Genomic DNA, 20927 nt, shown 5'->3' with positions numbered 1-20927 from the left:
CCGTGAAGTTCGATTATCAGGGTATTAACTTCGAGGTCCATGCACTCCGCGAGTGACACATGCTGCGGGTCAGGAAAATTATCTCTGAATATTTTATTGTATTTGGGCTGAAAGTATCGAATGAGGCCAGCTTCGGCGAGCGCAACACCCTCATGCCCATTGAAGTGTTCGTTCTGAACTACCTTTTTGTAGACGCGAACCGCATGTGCGGTGTCTTCTTCTTCGCTTACCGTGCCTACGTCCCTGGGATGCATGGTCGACATGGTTGCCACGTCTGTAATGGCACACAGAGAAAGCCAGATTTCGCGATCCGGGCGCTGCTCAGAATAGATCCTTTGAAGGGTGTCGTGCTTGCGTAGCCGGTCGAATGCTTGGCGTTCCCCGGCCTTCCCAAAGGCCTGCCCCACGTAAAGAACTTCATGGGTTCGCCATGATGGGTCTACGCCAAGAAGGGCCAGCAAGACATGCGCGTTCCCTGTTATTAGAGTCTCGCCACTCTCCTGATCAATGAGAGAAAAATCTTCATACGGATAGTCCGATTTCCAGGCGATCTCCCTTGCGCTTCCGCGAAGTTCGTAGCCGAAGCTGAAATCGAGATACGCGAAATCTTCTTCGGACTGTTGCCTGGCTACTCCTGAGACGCATCCATCTTTAATGGTGATACTTTTGGGAGGGATGGATACTCTGGGAGCTTGGGTAACTATGTAAATGTGGCAAGGAGGGTCTCTCGGTACGTCTTGTTTTTCGAGGTCACGTTGCCTGCCGAGGATCATTGGGCATACGACGAGAGTTAACCCAATCTCGATTCCATATTTCCTCAATTTACCTCGATCTCCTTTAGTCGCCTCAATTGTTTTCTAAGACTTTGCCGTTTTCGGCATCTGCCGGATTAAGCACAAGAAGACTTCTCTTTAGAGGGATTCGATGGGATGCCGGGCACGTGGCGTGTAGGGTCGTCGAAGGAGGCGAAGACCTCCAAGAGTAGCTGTCACCGAGCTACTCTGGGCTGATTTTACGGAGGGAATTGCCCGGCTGATATTGACTTGGGTAGGGGCTGGATCCTCTTGCCCGTCCAGTCGCGCTAGTTAGCGATTGGACGGGCAGAGCGTCAGACACCCCTCAGCCGAACCCTAGAACAGGGAAGCTAATATTGACCTATGGAGGAGGGTTCGCTCCTGCCTGGATCGCGGCATTTTGAGTCCGCGCGACTGCCCGTGTATGGACGCTATCTGATCGACGCAGAACAAATAGAGAAGCCAGAGCGATCACACTCGGTCCTGACAGCATAGAAGCTAAGACCACGTGTCCTGCCACGCCGACGATGACGGCTCCGACAAGCATTCCAGCGCTCAGCAGGAAGCCTGCAACAAGGCCGGTGATCAATAGGGTGTGAGATCGGCGTGCAGCAGCCTCCTGAGCTTGCGCTCGAATGGCTTCGATCTCCAATTTCCGGAGGGCCGACTGCTCTGCCATTCGAAGTTCGTGTTCGCGTCGCAGTTGCGGCTCAAGAGCTTTTAGGGCGACCTGTAGATGTTCGACTGGAAGGTCCGCCCACTGCATGGCGATCTCCAGGCCTGTTTGCTGGTGTCGCGGGACATCTGCTGCCTCACGTGTCATCGCTTCGTCCCCCACCGCCATCAGGTACTGGTTGCCGTTGCTTAATTCCTGGTGGCGGAGGCCCGAGAGCTCTGAACAGTTCATCAAACCCCAGGGAAAGATGACGCACCGCAGCGCCTGTGTCCTGGTTCTCGGTTAGTTCGAGCAGGTCCGGGGCCGGGCGTTGAGGAAGTATCTGTTCCACTATGCGCACAAACATGGCGACATCGCGCATGAGGTCATCGGCTTCTCGCGTGCTTACTGCACCGGGTATGCCTGCCTCTGCGCGAGCCCTTCGAACAGCGCCAGCCGCGAACAGAGCCCCCCATTCAGCTAGTTCGGGTGCCACCTCGGGCAAGACCTCCCAAACAGACCTTATCCGGCGGCGCCGATGCGAGGTCTCCTCAGGGCGCCTACGCACGGCAAGCACCGCCGCTGCGGCGCGCAGAGCGGCAAGGTGCGCGGTTGCATACCGCTCATTTGGGTTCACCAGGACTGCGGCCTCCCTGAGCCCGGCGTGCGCCTGGGAAATAAGGTCCAAGGCAGAGGGAGGCATGGCGTCGTACCCAACCATGTGTTGATCGGAGTCGCGTTCGGTTGCATCTCGCGTCGTATCACGCTGAGATTGGGTTGAGCCCTGGCTACTGACCCTTGCCCAACGCTCCTGAAGTGCTATGAGTGGCGCGTCCGTGGCATTCTCAGTTGCCAGCCACTCATTGTCGCCTGCAGCTCGGAGCGCTTGGCGGTATGCGTCTGCCAAGAGTTCCTCGGGTAAAAGATCTTGAAGTAGTCGCGACGCCTGCTTGGGCTTCCGCAGTCTAAGAGTGTCCTGGGCCAGCCTCCAGGCCCCGTATGTGGCCAGGGCTGCGAGTGCGATGACCAGGGGTGTTACCAGCCACTCCATACCTCAACCCCCCTCAACGCGCTTTATAGGGCAGGCTACCAAGGCAACCGGCGTGTCATGGGTGTAACTGAGTCATCAAGCACGACACGAAGCTGGCTGCCCAGTGACTGGGAATCTAGGTTCACGCAGAGGCCGCTGCTGTACAAGCAGCGGAGTACAGCAACCAGGGCGACCTCGGCCGACCGTCAGCGGCTCCAGGCGGCTGGGTGACCGGGCTGGGAGACCTCAGCGACCATGGTGCCGGCAGTTCGGGACGAGGAGTTCGCAGGTTCCGGGGGGTGCTGGTGTACGCCAGCCCGTACGCCAACAGCAGCACACAACCACGGCCGACCGAGGTCGCCTGCTCACCCGGTGATCAGTGCCCGACCAGGCAAGACACGGCCTGAAAAGCGGACAGTCGGGAGCCAAGCAGGGAGCCAACTGGGGTGAACGGGCTCGACCCGCCCTGGACTCCCACGGACGCTCACAGGCCACGCGATGCAGGTCAGGGCATGGAACAGCGAGGCAGACAAGGGGTGTGATCGCATTCGGGACGAAGAGGTCGTGGGTTCAAATCCCGCCACCCCAACGCAGGTCAGAGGTCCTGCCGGATCCTTCCGGCAGGACCTCTGAGCATGAGGACTTGCATGGCGATCCGCGGGTGCACGTCCATCGCGGTCAGGAGCGATGCGCAGGTGTGGCGGGTGTCATACACCCGAATGATCAGGAACCCCGGCACGGTCACAGCGCCGGTTGAACTCCCGGGTGAAGTTCCTCGGCTCGATCAGCGTCTCGTACCGCGTCGTGAACACGAAGTTCGATTCGATCCACAGTTCCCCGGCGGTGCGCGCCGTACGGTGGGGGTGTGACGCGGGTGATCGTGGCAGCCGGGGGTGGGGGCGACGCCGTCGCCGCCGTGATGGTGGGCGCCGCCCTGTACGGCGCGGGGGAGCCCGCGGTGATCCTCACTTACGCCTGGGACCGTCTGCTGGTCGATCCCGTGCCGGGCCCGCGCGGACCCGGCGACTTCACCGGTCTGCGCCCCCTCACCCCCCACGTCCTCGCCGTCCCCGCCGCCGCCGAGCCGGTGGCCCCGGCCGGGTCCACGCTGCCGCGGCTGGCCGCCGAACTCCCGCACACCTTCGCCCTGATCGACCCGCACCACGGCGCCCGGGGCATCGCCCGCCAGGTCGGGGAGCTCGTCGACCAGCTGGCCCCGGAGTCGGTCGACCTGCTCGACGTCGGCGGCGACATCCTCGCCCGGGGTGACGAGCCCACGCTGAAGAGCCCGCTGGGCGACGCCCTCACCCTGGCGGCCTGCTGCCGGGTGGACGCGCCCGTCAGGCTGCTGGTCGCGGGCCCCGGCCTGGACGGCGAGATCCCCGCCGACGTCCTCCGTGACCGGCTCGGCGCCCCGGTCGCCACCCTCGCGCCCGAGCACGTGGAGGCGCTCGGCGCGGTCCTGGACTGGCATCCGTCGGAGGCGACCGCCATGCTCGCCGCCACCGCCCGCGGCGTGCGCGGGCTGTGCGAGGTGCGGGGCGCCGGGCTCGCCGTCCCCCTCACCGACGAGGGCCCGACCGTTCACGAGGCCGGTCTCGAAGAGGCCCTGGAGCGCAACGAGTTGGCCCGCGCCGTGCTCGACACCACCGGTCTGGCGGAGGCCGAGCGGCACAGCCGGGAGATCTGCGGCTTCTCCGAGATCGACGGCGAGCGCCGCCGGGCCGCACGGCTGGGCGCCCGCGCGCCGGCCGGGCTCGACCCCGACGCCGCCCTGGCCCGGCTCGACCGGTTCCAGGCCGACGCCCGCGCCCGCGGCATCACCCACACCACGTTCCGCCGCATCGCCGAGGTCCTGGGCCTGAACGGCACCCTGCGCCTGGACCTCCGCGACCTCCTGCTCGCCCGCCGCCCCGAGCAGTACGAGGCCCCGCTGTGGCGCGTTCCGGCCGAAGTCTGAGCGCCTTTTCCCTTTCACCGGTGGCCCGGACGGCGTACGGGACATGATGTCTCCCCGACCACGATCCCCTGGGGGAACCATGCGCCCACGCAGCGCCGCCGTCGCGCTCACCGCCGCCGCGCTCCTCGCGGTCACCTCGTGCAGCGGCGAGGGCGGTGACGGCGGGCCGGACGAGGGGAGACCGACCGCGGCCCCGTCCCCCTCGTCCACGCCCCGCACCATGCCTCCCGGGGACGCCGCCGCGCTGAAGGATGCGGTCCGCGCGTACGTCGACGCCTACTTCGCGCCGGACGTCGACGCCGCGTACGCGATGTTCTCCGCCCGCTGCCGGAAGGCGGAGTCCAAGGACGGGCTCGCGGTGTCCCTGGAGCGGGCGGAGGCGGCGAACGCGGACGGCGTGCGGTACGAGCTGGAGCGGTTCGCCGTCGACGAGTTCTCCGGGGACACCGCGCTCGTGACGTACGGCGTGGGCGAGGACTCCCGGTTCGACCTCAGGGGACGGCAGTGGGTCCGCGAGGGCGGCGAGTGGCGGTACGACGCCTGCTGAAGCGGTCGGCGCGTCAGGCGTCCTGTGGGCGGCTCCTTCCCGGCCGCCCCCGTGACGCGGCCGGGAAGGAGCGGGGAAGGGGTCAGGGGACGGTGGTGCGGAGCCGGGCGAGGACGGTGCCGTCGGGGCCGTACGCGGTGACGGTGATGCTGCCGTCGCCGATTCCGGTCCGGCCCGCGTCGACGTGGTACGCGCCCCAGCCCGGGTCGCCCGCCAGCCGCACCATCTCCGCCTCCCAGGTGCGGCCCGCCGCCTCGACCGTGATCCGGGCCGGTTCGGTGTCCGTGCGGAAGGTGCCGGTGTAGAGCGTCCCGCGCTCCGAACTGCTGTAGTTGCAGGCGATGCTGTCGGGGCGGATGTTGTCGCCCGTCAGGTGCCGGGCGTGCTCGATCTGCTCCCGGAAGTCCTCCGGGCCGTCCCACGCCACCACGTAGTTCTGCTCCCCTTCCGGCAGCAGGCCCAGCAGCGCCCCCTGCCCGATCCCCACCGGCTCGTACGGCCGCACCACCCGTACCGCCGACGACGGCGCGTGGTGCTCACCGGCCGTCGCGGAGGGCGCGGGGCGGGGGGAGGCCGCGGCCGGCGGGGCCGGGTCGGGTCCGGGGGAGAGCCGGGGCGGGAGGAGGACGGCGCAGGCGAGGGTGGCCAGTACGGCGGTGGCCGCCGCGCCCGCGGCGGTACGGCGCCGCCGCCGACGCATCCGGCGGCCCTCGCGCAGGACGGCGTCCACGGGCGGCGGGCCCACGGACAGGGCGCCGGCCTCGTGGCGCATGGCCTCGGCGAGGCGGGTGGCCTCGTGGTTCATGGCGCTGTCTCCTCGTGTCCGCCTGCCGCTCCGGGTCGTGTCCTGGTTCCTGTGGCCGTTCTGGTGCCGGTTTCCGGCCGCCCCGCTCACCGCCGGCCTCCTGCTCCGGAGGGAGCCCCGGAGGGGGCCGCGGTCCCGCGGCGCGCCAGGCCCAGGACGGCGCCGTCGCGGCGCAGCCGCGCCAGGGCGCGGGAGGTGTGGCTCCTGACCGTGCCCACCCGGGTGCCCAGCACCCGGGCGACCTCGGTCTCGCTGCGGTCCTCCAGGAAGCGCAGGACCAGCACCGCCCGCTGCCGCGCCGGGAGGCGTCCGAGGGCGTCCAGCAGCAGGCTGCGGTCGACGACCTGGTCGGCCCGGTCGGCGACCTGGGACTCCCGGGACTCCGGGAAGCGGGTGGTCAGCCACTCCCGCACCCGCAGTCCGCGGAGCCGGTCCACGTTCGCGTTGATCATGATGCGCCAGACGTAGGCGTCCGGGTCGTCGGTGCGCCGCACCCGCTCCCATCGGGTGTAGGCCCTGGCCAGGGCGGCCTGCACCAGGTCCTCCGCGTCGTGGTGGTGTCCGGTGAGGAGGTACGCCGTCCGGAGCATCCGCGGCCAGCGGCTGGCCACGTACTCCCGGAACTCCGCCTCCGAGCTGGTCTTCAAGCAAGTGCCTCGGTTCGCCGTGGGGGTCGGCCGCCGGGCCGGGCGCGGTGCCCGGCCCGGCGGTGCGCGTCCGTGGTCCGGTTGCGTCGGATCGGGCCGGTCGGGCCGGCCGCCGGGCGGGCCTACCGGGTGGGGTGCTCCATCACCAGCTCGTCGATGACGGTGCCGTCGGGCGCGTACGCGGTGACGGTGACGGGGGCCGCCAGGGCGTCCGTGCGTCCCGCGTCCAGGTAGTAGGTGCCCCAGCCCGGGTTGCCGGGCAGCCGCAGCATCGAGGCGTCGAACGTGCCGCCGGCGGTCCGGACGGTGATCCTGCCGGGCACGACGTCCGTGCGGAACGCGCCCGTGAACAGCACGCCGTGCTCCGGCGAGGAGCTGATCCCGCCGCTGACGGTGTTGGGCCGGAGGTCGTCCCCGGCGTACTGCCTGGCCTGCTCGACCTGCTCCCGGAAGTCCTCCGGTCCGCCCCACGCCACCACGTAGTTCTGCCTGCCCTCCGGCAGCAGCCCCATCAGCGCGCCCTGCCCGATCTCCACCGGCTCGTACGGGCGCACCACCCGCACCGCCGACGGCGCGTGGCGCTCACCGGACGCCGTGGCCGCGTGCCCGGCGCCCCGGTCCCGGCCGTGGTCCTGCAGGGCGACGGCGGTGCCGCCCGTCACCGCCAGCGCGACGGCGGCGATTCCGGCGATTCCGGCCGCGACGAGCCGCTGCTTCCTCATGCGTGATGTCCTCCGCGTCATGGACGTCCGGGGATGTTCGTCCGGACGTGCACGGTCGGCCGGGGCCGGGCCGGCGGTGCCGGCGGCCCCTTCCGCTGTCACGACTCAGACGGGAGGGGGCGGGGGAATCTATGTCCGGTCGCGGGAGGAATCCCGGACGTTTTCTCCGGGGGCGCGGAGAGGTCCGGGGGCGGTCCTACCGGACGGTGTCCCGGGCGGGTCCCGCTCCGGAGGCACCGGCCCCCGGTGCCGGGACCCCCGGAGCCGAGGCCGGTGCCGGGTCGATGCCGAGGGCGAGGTCGCGGGCGGCCTCCACCTCGCGGCGGAACAGCCGGTACCACATGAAGAGGGCGAAGCCCGCGAAGACGAACCACTGGGCGGTGTAGCCCAGGTTCTGGAAGGCCTTCATGTCCAGCCCCGCGCCCTGCGGCGCGACCGGCGGCACCGCCTTCATCGGCTCCTGCGGCCGCTGGACGGTGATCCAGGCGTCGTACACCTCGTACGGCAGCACGTTGACCAGCGTGGCCGCGCTGATGATGCCGAGCCGGCCCTCCGGCAGGGCGCCGGCGGTGTGGACGCCCTGGGAGTCCTGGGTCTCCGAGGCCTGGAGCACCCCGGTCACGGTCACCTCGCCGCCCGGCGGTGCGGGCACCCGCGCCGGGTCCGCCCGGCCGGGCAGCCAGCCGCGTACGACGGGGAGGGCCCGGCCGTCGTCGGTGCGCAGCGGGGTGAGGACGTAGAAGCCGTTGCGGCCGTCGACGCGGCGGTCGGGCACCAGGAGCTGGTGGCCGGCGTCGTAGCGGCCGGTGGCCCGGGCCGGCTCCCCGACGGTTTCCTGGGTGACGGGCAGCAGGTCCTCCAGCGGCCTGGTCCCGGCCGCGGAGAAGTCGCGGGCGGAGCGTTCCTGCCGGTCCCGGTGGGAGTCCACGCGGTCCTCGAAGCGCCCGAGCTGCCAGCTCCCCATGGTGAGGCAGACGGGGATCGACAGCAGCAGGAAGAGGTTGATCGCCCACCAGCGCGGGGTCAGCAGGAACCGGTACACGCCCTCAACGGTACGGGGGCGGCACGGCCCGGGCCCACCCGCCCCCGGCCGTCATCCGGGCGTCACCCGGGTGCCCCGGTCACTCGGGTCCGGGCGGGAGGGGCCCGGTGCGGTACACCGTCCCCGCGCAGGCGTTCGGGATCTCGACGTTGCCGATGCGCGGCTCCCCGGCGGCCGGTACGTAGCGCAGGACCACCGCGGAGGAGACGGAGCCGTCGCCGCCGCCGGAGGTGTCGTACCCGAGCTGGGGGCTGGTGCCGTCGCCCGGGGGTTCCTCGACGGTGTCGCCGCCCTCGCTGCCGTCGCCGCTGCCGGGCTCGGCCGTGGAGCCGCCGGTGGTGGTGCCGCCGGGGTCGGTGCCGGTGCCGCCGGGGTCGCCACCGGGGTCACCGCCGGGGCCGCCGGTGGGGCCGCCGGTGGTCGGGTCCGGCTCGGGGCTCCGGCAGCCGGTGGGGCCGCCGCCCTCGCGCGGCACCCAGGCGAACTGCACCACGTACGCCTGCCCCGGCTCCAGGATGATCGAGCCGGGCTCGGTCACCGGGTCGGGCAGCCGGGCCGCCCGGTCGCCGGGGGTGTGGCTGACCACGCTGATGCCGGAGGGCTCGGCGCCGCCCACCGCGGTGGCGCTGACCGTGTCGGGGCCTTCGACGCGGCAGGGGGAGTCGGAGACGTTGACGATCCGGAAGGTGCCGTACACCTGGCCGTTGATGTCGGCGGGGCCCACGTTGGAGCCGCCGTCGCCGAGTTGGGAGCGCAGACAGCTCGGGGAGGTGGGGGCCAGGGTGTCGTTGGACTCGGGGGTGGCCGGGCTGTCGGGCCCGGCGGAGTCCTCCGGCTTCGACGGGTCGTCCTCGCCCTCGCCGCCGGTGTGCTTCCCGCCGGGTTCGTGGCCGCCGGGGCTGCCGCCCCGGCCGCCCGCCCTGGTGGCCTCGTCGTGCCGCTGGCTGCTGGCGGCGTTGGTGGCGCCGTCCATGACCCGCGCGACCACACCGCTCTGCATCAGGGCGGGGGTGGCGACGCCGAGGACCAGGACCGCCGCGACCGCGCCGGCCGTGAGCTGCCTGCGGCGGGCCCGGCGGGCGGGTACGGCCCGGTGGAGGCGGTCGAGCGCGTCCGGGGACGGCTCGACGTTCCGCACCACGTCGTGCAGCAGCAGCCGCAGCGCCTGCTCGTCCAGGTCCAGCAGGTCCTGGTCCAGCAGGTCCTGTCCGGGACGGTCCTCCTCGGAGCGCCCCTGAACGGTGCGCTCCCGCTCCGGGCCGTCTCCCGCCGAGCCGTCGCGGTCCGAGCCGTCGCGGCCCGTACCGCCGTGTTCCGCGCGGTTCCGCTCCGGTGTCGCCCCTTCCGGGGTCTCCCGTCCGCCGCCCGGCCCGCGGTCGCCGCGCTGCGTCTCGTGCCCGGGCCCGGATTCCCCGTGCCGCGGGTCGCGCCCGTCCTCGTGTTCCCTGTCGCCGCTCATGCGGGCGCCTCCATCGCGACGCGCAGGGCTGCGATGCCCCGCGAGCCGTAGGCCTTCACCGAACCCAGCGATATGCCGAGCGTCTCGGCGACCTGGGCCTCGGTCATGTCCGCGAAGTATCGCAGGACGAGCACCTCGCGCTGGCGGCGCTGGAGCTTGCGCAGCGCCGTCTTCAGCTCGTCCTGCTCGATCCGCGCGTACGCGCCTTCCTCCGCGCTGGCCATGTCCGGCATCGGCTTGGACAGGAGCTTGAGGCCCAGGATGCGGCGGCGCAGCGTGGAACGGGAGAGGTTGACGACGGTCTGCCGCAGGTAGGCGAGGGTCTTCTCCGGCTCCCGGACCCGCCGGCGCGCCGAGTGCACCCGGATGAACGCCTCCTGCACCACGTCCTCGCAGGAGGCGGTGTCGTCGAGCAGCAGGGCGGCGAGGCCGAGCAGGGAACGGTAGTGGGCGCGGTAGGTCTCGGTGAGGTGGTCGACTGTGGTACCCGCTGCTGTGGTGCTCGCTGCCATCGCGCCGTCAGCTTCCCTCGACTGCGGGGGAAGCGGCGCCGGCCGGGACGCCGGCCAGGGAGCGATCACCGGCATGCCCTTGCTCTGCGTGCCGCCGCGTCCGGGGACCCGTACGGGCGCCGTCGCGATTCCGAGTGCCTCTGCCACGCCTGTTGGACACGCTGCCCCCCGTTAGGGTTGTACGCGCGGCCCATCATTCTCGACGATGTGCCGAAGGACCACATGCGCACCACCTCTTCCTCTGTACCGCCGCGTCGGCGCCCTCGAGTTCCGGCGGTGGAAGAAGGGGACGCCTCCGCCCCGGACCGTGGTTCCGGGACATGCGGAGGCAAAATCCTCGTCCAGGAGGTTGGTCCGTATCAAGCGGTTACGGGTATGACTTCATTACAAGTCCTTCACGACGTGCGCGGAGCACGCACGCGTCGTCCCCTCCGGCCGTTCGCTTTCGGCCGGTTCAGTCAGTTCGCGGCCATTTCGGCCGCGACCAGTTCACCGATCTGCGCGGTGTTGAGCGCGGCGCCCTTGCGGAGGTTGTCGCCGCACACGAACAGCTCCAGCGCCTGCGGGTCGTCCAGCGACCGCCTGACCCGTCCCACCCAGGTAGGGTCGGTGCCGACGGCGTCGGCCGGGGTGGGGAACTCGCCGGCGGCCGGGTCGTCGCACACCACCACGCCCGGCGCGCTCGCCAGGATCTCGTGCGCCTTCTCCACCGAGACCTCGCTCTCGAAGCGGGCGTGCACGGCCAGCGAGTGGGTGGTGACCACGGGCACGCGGACGCAGGTCGCGGCGACCCTCAGCCGCGGCAGCCCCAGGATCTTCCGCGACTCGTTGCGGACCTTCAGCTCCTCCGACGTCCAGCCGCCGTCCATCAGCGACCCCGCGAAGGGCACCACGTTGAGCGCGATCGGCGCCGCGTACGGGCCGGTGTCGCCGACCGCCCGCCGCAGGTCGCCGGGCTGGGTGCCCACCTCCGTACCGGCCACGGCGGCGAGCTGTTCGCGCAGGGTGTCCACACCCTGCTTGCCGGAGCCGGAGACGGCCTGGTACGAGGCGACGACCAGCTCCTCCAGGCCCCATTCGGCGTGCAGGGCGCCGATCGCGACGATCATCGACAGCGTGGTGCAGTTGGGGCTGGCGATGATGCCGCGCGGGCGGATCCGGGCCGCGTGGGCGTTCACCTCGGGGACCACCAGCGGGACGTCCGGGTCCATCCGGAACGCGCCGGAATTGTCCACCACCACCGCGCCCTTGGAGACCGCCACCGGCGCCCAGTGGGCCGAGACCTCGTCGGGGACGTCGAACATCGCGACGTCCACCCCGTCGAAGACCTCCTCGGACAGCGCGAGGACCTCGGTCTGCTCGCCGCGCACGGTCAGCTTGCGGCCCGCGGAGCGCGGCGAGGCGACGAGGCGGATCTCGCCCCAGACGTCCGCGCGCTCCGACAGCAGCCCCAGCAGTACGGTGCCGACGGCGCCGGTCGCGCCGACGACGGCCAGGGTGGGCCGCTCCGCGCGGGCGCCTGCCCGGGAGGCGCCCGCGACGGCGGGGATCATCGCCCGGTGCCCCCGTAGACCACGGCCTCGTCGCTGTCGCTGTCCAGGCCGAACGCGGTGTGCACGGCCCGGACCGCCTCGTTGACGTCGTCCTTGCGGGTCACGACCGAGATGCGGATCTCGGAGGTGGAGATCAGCTCGATGTTGACCCCGGCGCCGGACAGCGCCTCGAAGAAGGTCGCGGTGACGCCCGGGTTGGTCTTCATCCCCGCGCCGACCAGCGAGATCTTGGCGATCTGGTCGTCGTAGCGCAGCGAGTCGAAGCCGATGGCGCCCTTCGCCTTCTCCAGGGCCTCGATGGCGCTGCGGCCGTCGGTCTTGGGGAGGGTGAAGGAGATGTCGGTCAGGCCGGTGGACGCGGCGGAGACGTTCTGCACCACCATGTCGATGTTCAGCTCGGCGTCCGCGATCGCACGGAAGATCTTCGCGGCCTCGCCCGGCTTGTCCGGCACTCCGACGACCGTGATCTTGGCCTCGGACGTGTCGTGCGCCACGCCCGAGATGATCGCCTGCTCCATCGGCTGGTCCCCTTGCGGTTCGTTGCTGACCCACGTGCCCTTGAGCCCGGAGAACGACGAGCGGACGTGGATCGGGATGTTGTAACGGCGCGCGTACTCGACGCAGCGGTGCAGCAGCACCTTGGAACCGGAGCTGGCCAGTTCCAGCATGTCCTCGTACGAGATCCAGTCGATCTTGCGGGCCTTCTTCACGACCCGCGGGTCGGCGGTGAAGACGCCGTCCACGTCGGTGTAGATCTCGCAGACCTCGGCGTTCAGCGCGGCGGCCAGCGCCACCGCGGTGGTGTCCGAGCCGCCCCGGCCCAGGGTGGTGATGTCCTTCTTGTCCTGGGACACGCCCTGGAAGCCGGCGACGATGGCGATGTTGCCCTCCGCCAGCGCGGTCTGGATGCGGCCCGGCGTGACGTCGATGATGCGGGCCTTGTTGTGGACGGAGTCGGTGATGACGCCCGCCTGGCTGCCGGTGAACGACTGGGCCTCGTGGCCCAGGGCTTTGATCGCCATCGCCAGCAGGGCCATGGAGATGCGCTCTCCAGCGGTCAGCAGCATGTCGAACTCGCGCCCCGACGCGATCGGGGACACCTGTCCCGCGAGATCGATCAGCTCGTCCGTCGTGTCACCCATCGCCGACACCACGACGACCACCTGGTGGCCGTTCTTCTTGGCTTCGACGACTCGCTTGGCAACGCGCTTGATGCCCTCGGCATCGGCAACGGAGGAGCCGCCGTACTTCTGCACGACAAGGCCCACGTGCGCTCCTCGTAACTTTCGTCTTCCGTGGCTCCCTGCGGGAGCCCAGCGGTCAGCTCAGTCTAACGAGCGGGCCCATCCGACCCCGCCTCTACCACATCGTGAGACGTCCCGCTCACGGGGCAGCGCGGCGCAGCGCCCCATCGCACCGGCTCAGCGGCCACCCCTGCCCGCTCCTCGGGGCCTTCACACGGGAATGTTGGGCACGTCACATCCGGAGTACGGCCGTCCGTCCGGCGACCCTCCGCGCACCCCCGGCGACGCGCCGCGCCTCCCTCACCCGAACGGAGGCACATCGCCCCGGCCTCGTTGGACGTCCGCGGACGTGCGTGCCTTGATGGTCGAAAAGGATCAAAAGGGGTGAATCAGGGCCAAGTGAGGCCGTGCCCCGAACCGTTCACCGGCCTCCGGTTCCGATCGCCACCCACGCACCGAAGTCACCAGCGGAAGACCAGGCACCCAACGGAAGGCACAGGGACAGCTCATGCGCAAGATCGCGACCACGGCAGCGACCGCACTCGTCCTCGCCCTCGCCCCCCTGTCGTCGGCGGCCGCCCAGACACCGGCCGGGACGGCGGACGCCCATCCGCCGGCCGCGGCGGTGCTGGCCCAGGAGAACCAGGACGAGGGCGGCGGCAACGGCGGACTGTGGGGCCTGCTCGGCCTCCTCGGCCTGCTCGGACTCATCCCCCGCAGGCAGAAGGAGCGCAGCACCGCCGACTACCGGACGAGGAACACCGGCATGTGAACACCTGCTCCACCACCGCGGCCCCGGAGTCCCCTCCGGGGCCGCGGCGTCCGCCGGCTCCGTCCTCCACCGTCCCCCTCCGCCCCCTCCGCCCCCTCCCGGGGCGCATGGCGCCGCCGCCCGGGGGTACTCCGAGCAGCCCGATGAGGTGAGAGGCAGACGAGGCAGACGAGAGGCGGAAGGACATGAAACACGCGGCGCGCACAGCGCTGGTCCTCGCGGGCGCCGGGGCCGGTGCGGCGGCACTGCGCAAGCTCGCTTCCCCGCCGGCGGACGCACGGCGCGGCGACCGCTGGCTGGTCGTCACCATCAACCGCGCGCCGATCGAGGTGATGCCCGAGAGCAGGCCGCCCAAGCCGCTGGACGAGTTCGGCGACGCGCTGGAGATCACCGTACGGCCCGCCCCCGGCGACCGCGGCACCGAACTGGCGGCGCGGCTGCGCGAACAGCCCCCGCCCGCCTCGGGTTCGCTGCCGTCCCGGCTCGCGGGCCGGGACCCGCGCCAGCGGGTGCGGCTGGCGCTGCGGCAGGCCAAGGCCCTGCTGGAGGCCGGCGAGGTGCTCCAGCCCGATGCGCCCCCCACCGCACGGGAGGAGACCGTCGGCGGCAGGCTCGTCAAGCTCGCGTCCCGGCGTTCCGGTGGGGAGGGAGTGCTGTGAGGGCGTTGTGCTGGGAGGGCGTCAACAAGCTGTCCGTCGAGCAGATCCCCGACCCGGAGATCCGCAACGACCAGGACGTCGTCGTACGGCTCCTGGCGAGCACCACCTGCGGTTCCGACCTGCACCTGATCGGCGGCTACATCCCCGCGATGCGGGCGGGGGACGTGATCGGGCACGAGTTCGTCGGCGAGGTGGTCGAGGTCGGTCCGGCGGTCCGCCGCCACCGGGTCGGCGACCGGGTCGTGGTGTGCTCCTTCATCGGCTGCGGCCGCTGCTGGTACTGCCAGAACGACCTGTGGTCGCTGTGCGACAACACCAACACCAACCCCGGCATCGGCCAGGCCCTCTTCGGTTACGAGACCGCCGGGATCTTCGGCTACTCGCACGCCATGGGCGGCATCCGGGGCGCCCACGCCGAGTACGTGCGGGTGCCCTTCGCCGACTACGGCGCCTTCCCGATCCCGGAGGGCGTGGACGACATCAGCGCGCTGTTCGCCTCCGACTCCGTCCCCACCGGGTGGATGGGCGCCGACCTGGGCGGGGTGCGGCCCGGCGACGTGGTGGCGGTGTGGGGCTGCGGCGCGGTCGGGCAGATGGCCGCGCGGGCGGCGATCCTCAAGGGCGCCGAGCGCGTCATCGCCATCGACCGCGTTCCCGAGCGGCTGGCGATGACCGAGGAGCACATCGGCGCCGAGGTGATCGACTACACCACCACCGACGTCGCCGCCGAGCTGCGCGAGCGGACCGGCGGCCGGGGCCCCGACGTGTGCATCGAGGCCGTGGGCATGGAGGCCCACGGCACCGGCCCGGACTACCTGTACGACCAGGTCAAGCACCAGTTGCGGCTCCAGACGGACCGGCCCACCGCCGTGCGCCAGGCCATCCACGCCTGTCGCAAGGGCGGCTCGGTCTTCGTGCTGGGCGTCTTCGGCGGGGTGGTCGACAAGTTCCCGCTGGGCATGGTGGTCAACAAGGGGCTGACCCTGCGCGGCGCCCAGATGCACGGCCAGCGGTACATCCCGATGCTGCTGGACCGCATCGCCGACGGCGAGATCAGCACCTCCCACCTGGCCACCCACGTCATGTCGCTGGACGACGCCCCCCAGGGCTACGACATGTTCAAGCACAAGAAGGACGGCTGCGTACGGGCGGTCTTCCGCCCGTAGCCCCGCCCGCAGCACCGCGCCTCACACCGACGCGGCGGACGGCGCGGACGGCGCGGACGCGGCAGAGGGCGCTGCCGCCGACGCCGCGGACGGTTCCGGGCGGGAGCCCGGCTGCCCGGCCTCCCCCACCGGCCCGCCGGCCCGGGGGGAGGCCGGCGTACGCCTGCCCGCCAGGCGGCAGCCCAGGCAGTCGGCGTGTCCGGTCATGGGATCCTTGACCCGCCAGTCCCACTGATCCGCCGGCCGGGGACCGCTCGGCTTGCCCCAACCCGTCAGGTGCAGCACCCAGGTGACCAGCCCGCCGACGGCGACCACCGCCAGCCCGAGTCCGATGCCGAGGGGCCAGGCCGCGCACAGGGCGGCGCCCGCTCCCGCGCATCCGATGAGGGCGATGGTGGTACCCGTCCATCCGGCGACGGTGTGGCCCATGTCGTAGGCACCGTGCAGTCCGCTCATGACTCTCCTCGGTGGACCGGCCGGTGGACCGGCGCAAGACGTCTTAGTTCGCGTACTAATTATCTTAGACACTAAGGAGAATTCCGATGGAGGGCAAGGCCCGGCCCGGGGCGTCGGCCGAGCAGGCGCTGGCCGCCATGGACCAGCTCATCGCGCTCAGCCTGGTGGGACAGCACGACATCGCCCAGCGGCTGGGGTTGAACGTCACCGACCTGACCTGCCTCGGCCACATCCTCGGAGCGGCGGAGGAGGGCCGTCCCCTCTTCGCCCGGGACCTCGCCGCCCTGGCGAACCTCACCAGCGGCGCGATCACCGGCGTCCTCGACCGCCTGGAACGGGCGGGATACGCCCGCCGGGAGCCGGACCCGGCGGACCGCCGGCGCGTCCGGATCGTCCCCGAGGAGTCCGCCGTCGAACGCGCCACGGCGGTGTACGGGCCCTTCTACCAGGGGCTGGCGGAGCTGTTCGCCGACTACACCCCGGACGAGATCGCCGTGCTCAACGACTGGTTCACCCGCGCCACGGACCTGATGCGGAACCACCTGGAGGAGGTCCGGCGCGGCACGGGCACCGCGTGACCGCGCCCCGCACGGGACGGCCGCCGGCCACCGTGCGGGGCGCCCGGACCGGTCATCATCGCCGGCGTCACCGCGCGAACGCGTCCACCCCCGTCAGCCCGGCCGACAGCTCCCACAGCCGCGCCGCCGCCTCCGGGTCCACCGCGTACGGGCGCACCCCGCCGGTGAGCCCGGCGACCTCGGCCTCTCCTGCGGCCTGGTCGGGTTCGGTGATCTCGGCGATGTCGCAGTCCTCGCAGTAGACGCCGCCCAGGCCCGCCAGCCGCGGGGACGTCGCCGCCCACACCTGCGTCGCCGCGCCCTGCTCGGGCGTCCGGAAGAAGTCCGCGAAGCTTCCGTCCTCCTTCACCAGCCCCAGGGCGGTCAGCTCCTCGTCGGACAGGTGGCGCGCGAGCTGGGTGAGGATGACGCCGGGGTGCACCGCGAACGCCCGCACCCCGGCGTCCCGGCCGAGCGCGTCCAGGTGCACGGCGAACAGCACGTTGGCCGTCTTCGCCTGCCCGTACGCCTGCCACTTGTCGTAGCCGCGCTCGAAGTGCGGGTCGTCCCAGTGGATGTCCGAGAGCTGGTGGCCGTTGGAGGACACCGAGACCACGCGCGCCCCGCCGTCCCGCGCGAGCGCGGGCCAGAGCCGGTTGGCGAGCGCGTAGTGCCCGAGGTGGTTGACCGCGAACTGCGCCTCCCAGCCCGGCCCGACCCGGGTCTCCGGGGCGGCCATGATCCCGGCGTTGTTGATCAGCAGGTCGATGCTCCGGCCGGAGTCGAGGAACCGCTCGGCGAACGCGCGGACGCTGTCGAGGTCGGCGAGGTCCAGCTCGTCCACCTCCACGCCGTCGAGGTCGGCGACCGCCTCCCGCGCGATCTCGCGCCGCCGCGCGGGCACCACCACCCGGGCCCCCGCGCCGGCGAGCGCCCGCGTCGTCTCCAGTCCGATTCCCGAGTAGCCGCCGGTGACGATCGCGAGCTTCCCGGTGAGGTCGATCCCGCGCAGGACCTCCTCCGTGGTGCTCTGCGCCCCGAAGCCCGATCCGATGGCGTGCTGTGCAGTCTGTGGAGTCGTCATGCTTCGACGCTAGGTACTGGAGCGTGCTCTAGTGCAAGCGCAGAGCCGGGCCGTGGTGCCCTGCCTCCGGCATCTCCCTCAGGAGGCGTAGTCCTTGAGCTTCTCCGTCGCCAGCCTGATCCCGACCGGTTCGGGGATCTCGACGACCGCGCCGTACGGCCGCGTCGTCCGGCTCCGGTACGTGCCGCCCTCCGGGTCGGAGTGCACGGTGACGCTGTGGTCGTCGCGGTCGATCAGCAGGTAGACGGGAATGCCCGCCGCCGCGTAGCCGTCCCGCTTCTCCACGCGGTCGCGCTGGTTGGTGTCGGCGTCGTACGAGGTGACCTCGACCGTCATCAGCACACCGTCGGGCTCGGCCCACTCCCCCTGACCGGAGAAGGTCCCCTCGGGCGCGAGAGAGCCGTCCGGACGGGCACGGCCATCGCGGTACTTCTCGATCTTGAGCCCGCGTTCCGGGTACAGATTCAGCTCGGGGCGCTGCTGGATGCACTGCCTGAGGAGCCACATGGTGATTTCATCGTGATCCCCGTCCGGCACTGGCTTGACCTCTAGCTTTCCGTTGATGAACTCCAGCCGCACGGTCTCCGGCACCGTGCGGGCGATCTGCTCGAACTCCTCGACGAGCATCTGCGGCCGGCCGGCGGTCCTAGGGGTCATGGCGTCGCCTCCTCGACACCATGGTGCCCCGGTTGCGGCCCCTTCGACCTGCACAGTCACGTACGGCTCCTTTCGGGTTCGCGGGCGGCGGCGCGCAGCCGGTCGACGCGCGCCCGGATCTCGGCCGCCGTGGGGCCCGTGGGACGGGGCGGGGGCACGCCGCGGCAGTCGCGGCACAGGCCGCCGGGCAGGGCCTCGGGGCGGCCCGGCGCGCCGCACACCGTGCACTCCGCGATCCGTAGCGCGGCGGCCTCCCGCACGGGCACGGGCACGGGCACGGGTACGGGCGGGAGCTTGTCGGTCAGGCGTCTGTGGACGAGGGCGGCCGGGTGGTGCACCTCGGCCGGCAGTCCGGCGGTCAGGGCGTGGACGAGCTGCCGTTCGGTGGCACCGCGCTCCAGCCACCGCCCGGCCGGTTCTGCCAGTCGGGCGCAGTCGGCGGCCGAGAGCGTCAGGCGCGGGTCGGTGCGCCCGAGCCCGGCCAGCACGCCGTACGCCCGCGAGCGCGGCCGTACACCTCCCGGCCTGGGCGCGGCCCCGGGCTCGGGGTCGGGCTCCGGCTCCTGCGCGGCCTCCGGCCCGGTCCCCGACCGGGACCGCTCCCCCGCCAGGAACGCCGCCCACCACGCGTCGTCCCGCGCCGTGCGCGAGAAGTACGTCCGCGTCACCCAGCGGGGACTGCCGTCGCCCGTGAGGTGCTCCCGGCCGCGCCGCAGGTGCCCGGCCTCCGACAGCCGCCGCAGCGCCGTGCCCAGCGCGCACTGGCCGTAGTCCGGCAGCACCTTGGCCAGGGTCTTCACGGAGATGTCGGCGCCGTCGGGCAGCCGGTCGAGGTACGCGGCGATGGACGCCTCGCGCCTGGGCAGGTGTGCGAAGTCGTCCTTCCCACGCGGGAGTTGGCCGGGCGCGGAGCGCTTTCCGTACCCCGGAGAGGCCATCGGATGCTCGTACGGGGGCAGGGCAGCGCTAAGGTTTTGGGCAGCCACAGGATCGCCTCGTGATCTTGGTGGTCAGACCCCCGTCGGTGCGCCAACACCGGCCGGGGGTCGTTTCGTCTGTCGCTCCGCACGCTACACCGGCGCGACGCCTCGTCGCGACCCGGTCACCGAACGTCATCGATGCAGGTGCGGTGTTGTACGGGAGGGCGGGTGGGTTGTACCAACCCACCCGTTCCTTGCAAGCAGGTCTCGAATCCCGCGGCTTGAGCTTCGGGCCACGGGACGGCCGGGGCCTCCGTACCGGAATCCTTCGGAAAGTCGGGCAGCGGGCTCCACTCCCGATCGTTTCAAGGCGAAGGTCGGTCCCCCTTTGGGCAATTGCAGCATCGGAACCGGTCAACTCCGAACAAGGGACGACCACCATCACCGGGGAGGGAGACCCTGCTCCTCACACGCCGAGGCGAGGAGGGGGAATGAAGGAATTCCTGCTGGTGCTGGTGCTGCTGGTCTGCCTGGTGAAACCGCTGGCGGGAGTCGAGCAGAGACCCCGCCTCCCGACCATGCGGCTCACCCCCGTCCGCTCGCCCGGCGCTCCGGTCGCGGTGGCGTTCTGGTCGTGCCTGCTGCCCCTGCCGATGGCCCTGCTGCTGGAGAGCGGCCGGGCCGAATTGGAACAGAACCGGTTCTACCTCGTACTCCTCGTGGCCTCCCCGGTCGTCGCCTTCGCCCTGGTGAAGCTGGTCGCACCGGAGCGGCTGAAGAAGCGGTTCCTCGTCCTGGCCGCCCGGGCGGCGCTGCTCCTGGCCCTGGTGGTCGCCGCCGAGCTGGCCCTGCTGGAGGCCGGGGTGCCGTCGCTGCGGACCGTCGGGCCGCTGTGGGCCATCTCCTTCGCGGTGGCGGCGGCCTTCCTGAGCTGCCTGCGGATCACCGACAGCGGCTACTTCCCGCTCGTCCTGCTGTGGAGCGCGGCCAAACGGGCGCTCGTCGCCGTCGTCGTCGGCTACTGGGTCCTGAGCACCGGCGACACCCTCACCCCCGATCCGCCCACGGCCGACCGGGCGGACCAGTTGGTGGCCCTGCTGATGTGGTCCGTGGTGGCGATGGCCTGCGGCTGCGCCCTGGTCGCCCTCTGGCGGCTGGTCCGCTGGCTGCGCCTCGGCCCGCCGGCCGAACCGGCGCCGCCCGGCGTGAGCTACTGGCCGCCCGCACCCGGGGAGGTGTGGACCGCGGAGATCACCCACGACGACGACACCTACAAGGAGCGCCCGGTGGTGGTGCTGGAGCGCACCCCCCACCACGTACGGGTGCTCGGCATCACGAGCGTCGACAAGTCCGACCGCCCCCGCCAGTACCTGAAACTCCGGCCGTCCGACTGGGAGGGCGTCCTGACCAAGAACGGCTGGCTGAACCTGGAGACCACCCACGTGCCGTACTCGGACTTCCTCTGGTGGCGCGGCGAGTGCCCGGACCGGGTGTGGAACCACCTGTGCACCAAGAACGTGGTGCGGGAACGCCGCGCGACCGGAGGGCCCGTGCCGGGGTTCGCGTTCCGGCACCGGTTCCGTTCGGCGATGAACTCTCACGCGGGCCGCGACTCACGGACCGTGCCCTCCGGCCTCCGCGCACGGGCGCGCCGGCTCCGTACCCGTACGCGGGCCTGACGGGCGG

22 protein-coding genes are annotated in these 20927 nt (G+C 71.3%); 7 read left to right on the top strand and 15 right to left on the bottom strand.

Annotation, left to right across the window (positions count from 1 at the left end):
* From VE546_RS01710 to VE546_RS27915, 3 genes are all read right to left on the bottom strand, one after another.
* The coding region (locus tag VE546_RS01710) for a hypothetical protein (RefSeq protein ID WP_324917089.1) at positions 1 to 773 on the bottom strand (773 nt) is incomplete at its 3' end.
* 382 nt (positions 774 to 1155) lie between these two features.
* Positions 1156 to 1701, bottom strand: a complete 546-nt coding sequence (locus VE546_RS01705) for a hypothetical protein (RefSeq protein WP_324917094.1) — start codon at positions 1699 to 1701, stop codon at positions 1156 to 1158.
* Positions 1607 to 2272, bottom strand: a complete 666-nt coding sequence (locus tag VE546_RS27915) for an SAV_6107 family HEPN domain-containing protein (protein ID WP_414720372.1) — start codon at positions 2270 to 2272, stop codon at positions 1607 to 1609. Before VE546_RS27915 ends, VE546_RS01705 begins: the two co-directional genes overlap by 95 nt.
* Positions 2273 to 3344: 1072 nt before the next feature.
* Here VE546_RS27915 and VE546_RS01695 point away from each other — a divergent pair.
* Both VE546_RS01695 and VE546_RS01690 read left to right on the top strand, forming a co-directional pair.
* Positions 3345 to 4439, top strand: coding sequence for a DUF1152 domain-containing protein (locus VE546_RS01695; RefSeq protein WP_324917087.1), 1095 nt, complete (start codon positions 3345 to 3347; stop codon positions 4437 to 4439).
* 79 nt (positions 4440 to 4518) lie between these two features.
* Positions 4519 to 4986, top strand: a complete 468-nt coding sequence (locus VE546_RS01690; protein ID WP_324917084.1) for a nuclear transport factor 2 family protein — start codon at positions 4519 to 4521, stop codon at positions 4984 to 4986.
* A gap of 82 nt (positions 4987 to 5068) precedes the next feature.
* On the opposite strand, the gene VE546_RS01685 is transcribed toward VE546_RS01690, so the two are convergent.
* The 8 genes from VE546_RS01685 to VE546_RS01650 all read right to left on the bottom strand — a co-directional run bounded on the left by VE546_RS01685 (position 5069) and on the right by VE546_RS01650 (position 12994).
* On the bottom strand, positions 5069 to 5791 hold the full coding sequence (locus tag VE546_RS01685) for a hypothetical protein (protein WP_324917081.1): 723 nt from the start codon (positions 5789 to 5791) through the stop codon (positions 5069 to 5071).
* An 86-nt stretch (positions 5792 to 5877) separates the two neighbouring features.
* Positions 5878 to 6438: a SigE family RNA polymerase sigma factor gene (locus VE546_RS01680; RefSeq protein WP_324917079.1), complete on the bottom strand. Its 561-nt coding sequence runs from the start codon at positions 6436 to 6438 to the stop codon at positions 5878 to 5880.
* Between the two features lie 122 nt (positions 6439 to 6560).
* Positions 6561 to 7160 (bottom strand): hypothetical protein, encoded by a 600-nt coding sequence (locus VE546_RS01675; RefSeq protein ID WP_324917076.1) that lies wholly within the window; start codon positions 7158 to 7160, stop codon positions 6561 to 6563.
* Positions 7161 to 7356: 196 nt separating this feature from the next.
* Positions 7357 to 8202 carry an SURF1 family protein gene (locus VE546_RS01670; protein ID WP_324917073.1) on the bottom strand — a complete coding sequence of 282 codons (846 nt, stop codon included), beginning with the start codon at positions 8200 to 8202 and terminating at the stop codon, positions 7357 to 7359.
* Positions 8203 to 8281: 79 nt separating this feature from the next.
* Positions 8282 to 9661 carry a hypothetical protein gene (locus VE546_RS01665; RefSeq protein WP_324917070.1) on the bottom strand — a complete coding sequence of 460 codons (1380 nt, stop codon included), beginning with the start codon at positions 9659 to 9661 and terminating at the stop codon, positions 8282 to 8284.
* Entirely contained in the window at positions 9658 to 10248 is a 591-nt protein-coding gene (locus VE546_RS01660; RefSeq protein WP_324917091.1) for a SigE family RNA polymerase sigma factor, read from the bottom strand. Before VE546_RS01660 ends, VE546_RS01665 begins: the two co-directional genes overlap by 4 nt.
* A gap of 383 nt (positions 10249 to 10631) precedes the next feature.
* Positions 10632 to 11726 (bottom strand): aspartate-semialdehyde dehydrogenase, encoded by a 1095-nt coding sequence (locus tag VE546_RS01655; RefSeq protein ID WP_324917067.1) that lies wholly within the window; start codon positions 11724 to 11726, stop codon positions 10632 to 10634.
* The gene (locus VE546_RS01650; RefSeq protein ID WP_324917064.1) at positions 11723 to 12994 is read right to left on the bottom strand and encodes an aspartate kinase; all 1272 of its coding nucleotides are present in this window, start codon (positions 12992 to 12994) and stop codon (positions 11723 to 11725) included. The genes VE546_RS01655 and VE546_RS01650 overlap by 4 nt, the downstream gene beginning before the upstream one ends.
* 484 nt (positions 12995 to 13478) lie before the next feature.
* On the opposite strand from VE546_RS01650, the gene VE546_RS01645 reads away from it, so the two are divergent.
* The 3 genes from VE546_RS01645 to VE546_RS01635 all read left to right on the top strand — a co-directional run bounded on the left by VE546_RS01645 (position 13479) and on the right by VE546_RS01635 (position 15567).
* The gene (locus VE546_RS01645; RefSeq protein WP_324917062.1) at positions 13479 to 13742 is read left to right on the top strand and encodes a WGxxGxxG family protein; all 264 of its coding nucleotides are present in this window, start codon (positions 13479 to 13481) and stop codon (positions 13740 to 13742) included.
* 185 nt (positions 13743 to 13927) lie between these two features.
* Positions 13928 to 14401, top strand: a complete 474-nt coding sequence (locus VE546_RS01640) for a hypothetical protein (protein ID WP_324917059.1) — start codon at positions 13928 to 13930, stop codon at positions 14399 to 14401.
* Entirely contained in the window at positions 14398 to 15567 is a 1170-nt protein-coding gene (locus VE546_RS01635) for a zinc-dependent alcohol dehydrogenase (protein ID WP_324917057.1), read from the top strand. Before VE546_RS01640 ends, VE546_RS01635 begins: the two co-directional genes overlap by 4 nt.
* 21 nt (positions 15568 to 15588) lie before the next feature.
* Here the strand turns inward: VE546_RS01635 and VE546_RS01630 are convergent, their stop codons facing one another.
* On the bottom strand, positions 15589 to 16023 hold the full coding sequence (locus VE546_RS01630) for an HGxxPAAW family protein (RefSeq protein WP_324917054.1): 435 nt from the start codon (positions 16021 to 16023) through the stop codon (positions 15589 to 15591).
* A gap of 86 nt (positions 16024 to 16109) precedes the next feature.
* Between VE546_RS01630 and VE546_RS01625 the strand changes: the two genes are divergently transcribed.
* Positions 16110 to 16601 (top strand): MarR family winged helix-turn-helix transcriptional regulator, encoded by a 492-nt coding sequence (locus VE546_RS01625; protein WP_324917051.1) that lies wholly within the window; start codon positions 16110 to 16112, stop codon positions 16599 to 16601.
* 67 nt (positions 16602 to 16668) lie between these two features.
* On the opposite strand, the gene VE546_RS01620 is transcribed toward VE546_RS01625, so the two are convergent.
* The 3 genes from VE546_RS01620 to VE546_RS01610 all read right to left on the bottom strand — a co-directional run bounded on the left by VE546_RS01620 (position 16669) and on the right by VE546_RS01610 (position 19259).
* A complete protein-coding gene (locus VE546_RS01620; protein WP_324917048.1) occupies positions 16669 to 17664 on the bottom strand; it encodes an SDR family NAD(P)-dependent oxidoreductase in 996 nt (331 codons plus the stop codon).
* Between the two features lie 78 nt (positions 17665 to 17742).
* Positions 17743 to 18321, bottom strand: coding sequence for a Uma2 family endonuclease (locus VE546_RS01615; protein ID WP_324917045.1), 579 nt, complete (start codon positions 18319 to 18321; stop codon positions 17743 to 17745).
* 56 nt (positions 18322 to 18377) lie between these two features.
* Positions 18378 to 19259 (bottom strand): hypothetical protein, encoded by an 882-nt coding sequence (locus VE546_RS01610; protein WP_324917043.1) that lies wholly within the window; start codon positions 19257 to 19259, stop codon positions 18378 to 18380.
* A 473-nt stretch (positions 19260 to 19732) separates the two neighbouring features.
* On the opposite strand from VE546_RS01610, the gene VE546_RS01605 reads away from it, so the two are divergent.
* Positions 19733 to 20920 carry a hypothetical protein gene (locus VE546_RS01605; RefSeq protein WP_324917040.1) on the top strand — a complete coding sequence of 396 codons (1188 nt, stop codon included), beginning with the start codon at positions 19733 to 19735 and terminating at the stop codon, positions 20918 to 20920.
* Positions 20921 to 20927 lie beyond the last annotated feature (7 nt).

The organism is Streptomyces sp., assembly GCF_035644915.1.
In the GTDB taxonomy this organism is placed as follows: domain Bacteria; phylum Actinomycetota; class Actinomycetes; order Streptomycetales; family Streptomycetaceae; genus Streptomyces.
This window is presented reverse-complemented; position numbering and strand designations above follow the sequence as displayed.

What these genes read in the sequence shown, in the direction of transcription:
- VE546_RS01620 (WP_324917048.1), bottom strand. Translation starts at nt 17,664, where the DNA reads ATGACGACTCCACAGACTGCACAGCACGCCATCGGATCGGGCTTCGGG.
- VE546_RS01675 (WP_324917076.1), bottom strand. Translation starts at nt 7,160, where the DNA reads ATGAGGAAGCAGCGGCTCGTCGCGGCCGGAATCGCCGGAATCGCCGCC.
- VE546_RS01615 (WP_324917045.1), bottom strand. Translation starts at nt 18,321, where the DNA reads ATGACCCCTAGGACCGCCGGCCGGCCGCAGATGCTCGTCGAGGAGTTC.
- VE546_RS01610 (WP_324917043.1), bottom strand. Translation starts at nt 19,259, where the DNA reads ATGGCCTCTCCGGGGTACGGAAAGCGCTCCGCGCCCGGCCAACTCCCG.
- VE546_RS01605 (WP_324917040.1), top strand. Translation starts at nt 19,733, where the DNA reads ATGAAGGAATTCCTGCTGGTGCTGGTGCTGCTGGTCTGCCTGGTGAAA.
- VE546_RS01660 (WP_324917091.1), bottom strand. Translation starts at nt 10,248, where the DNA reads ATGCCGGTGATCGCTCCCTGGCCGGCGTCCCGGCCGGCGCCGCTTCCC.
- VE546_RS01640 (WP_324917059.1), top strand. Translation starts at nt 13,928, where the DNA reads ATGAAACACGCGGCGCGCACAGCGCTGGTCCTCGCGGGCGCCGGGGCC.
- VE546_RS01690 (WP_324917084.1), top strand. Translation starts at nt 4,519, where the DNA reads ATGCGCCCACGCAGCGCCGCCGTCGCGCTCACCGCCGCCGCGCTCCTC.
- VE546_RS01665 (WP_324917070.1), bottom strand. Translation starts at nt 9,661, where the DNA reads ATGAGCGGCGACAGGGAACACGAGGACGGGCGCGACCCGCGGCACGGG.
- VE546_RS01685 (WP_324917081.1), bottom strand. Translation starts at nt 5,791, where the DNA reads ATGAACCACGAGGCCACCCGCCTCGCCGAGGCCATGCGCCACGAGGCC.
- VE546_RS01655 (WP_324917067.1), bottom strand. Translation starts at nt 11,726, where the DNA reads ATGATCCCCGCCGTCGCGGGCGCCTCCCGGGCAGGCGCCCGCGCGGAG.
- VE546_RS01625 (WP_324917051.1), top strand. Translation starts at nt 16,110, where the DNA reads ATGGAGGGCAAGGCCCGGCCCGGGGCGTCGGCCGAGCAGGCGCTGGCC.
- VE546_RS01645 (WP_324917062.1), top strand. Translation starts at nt 13,479, where the DNA reads ATGCGCAAGATCGCGACCACGGCAGCGACCGCACTCGTCCTCGCCCTC.
- VE546_RS01630 (WP_324917054.1), bottom strand. Translation starts at nt 16,023, where the DNA reads ATGAGCGGACTGCACGGTGCCTACGACATGGGCCACACCGTCGCCGGA.
- VE546_RS01705 (WP_324917094.1), bottom strand. Translation starts at nt 1,701, where the DNA reads ATGAACTGTTCAGAGCTCTCGGGCCTCCGCCACCAGGAATTAAGCAAC.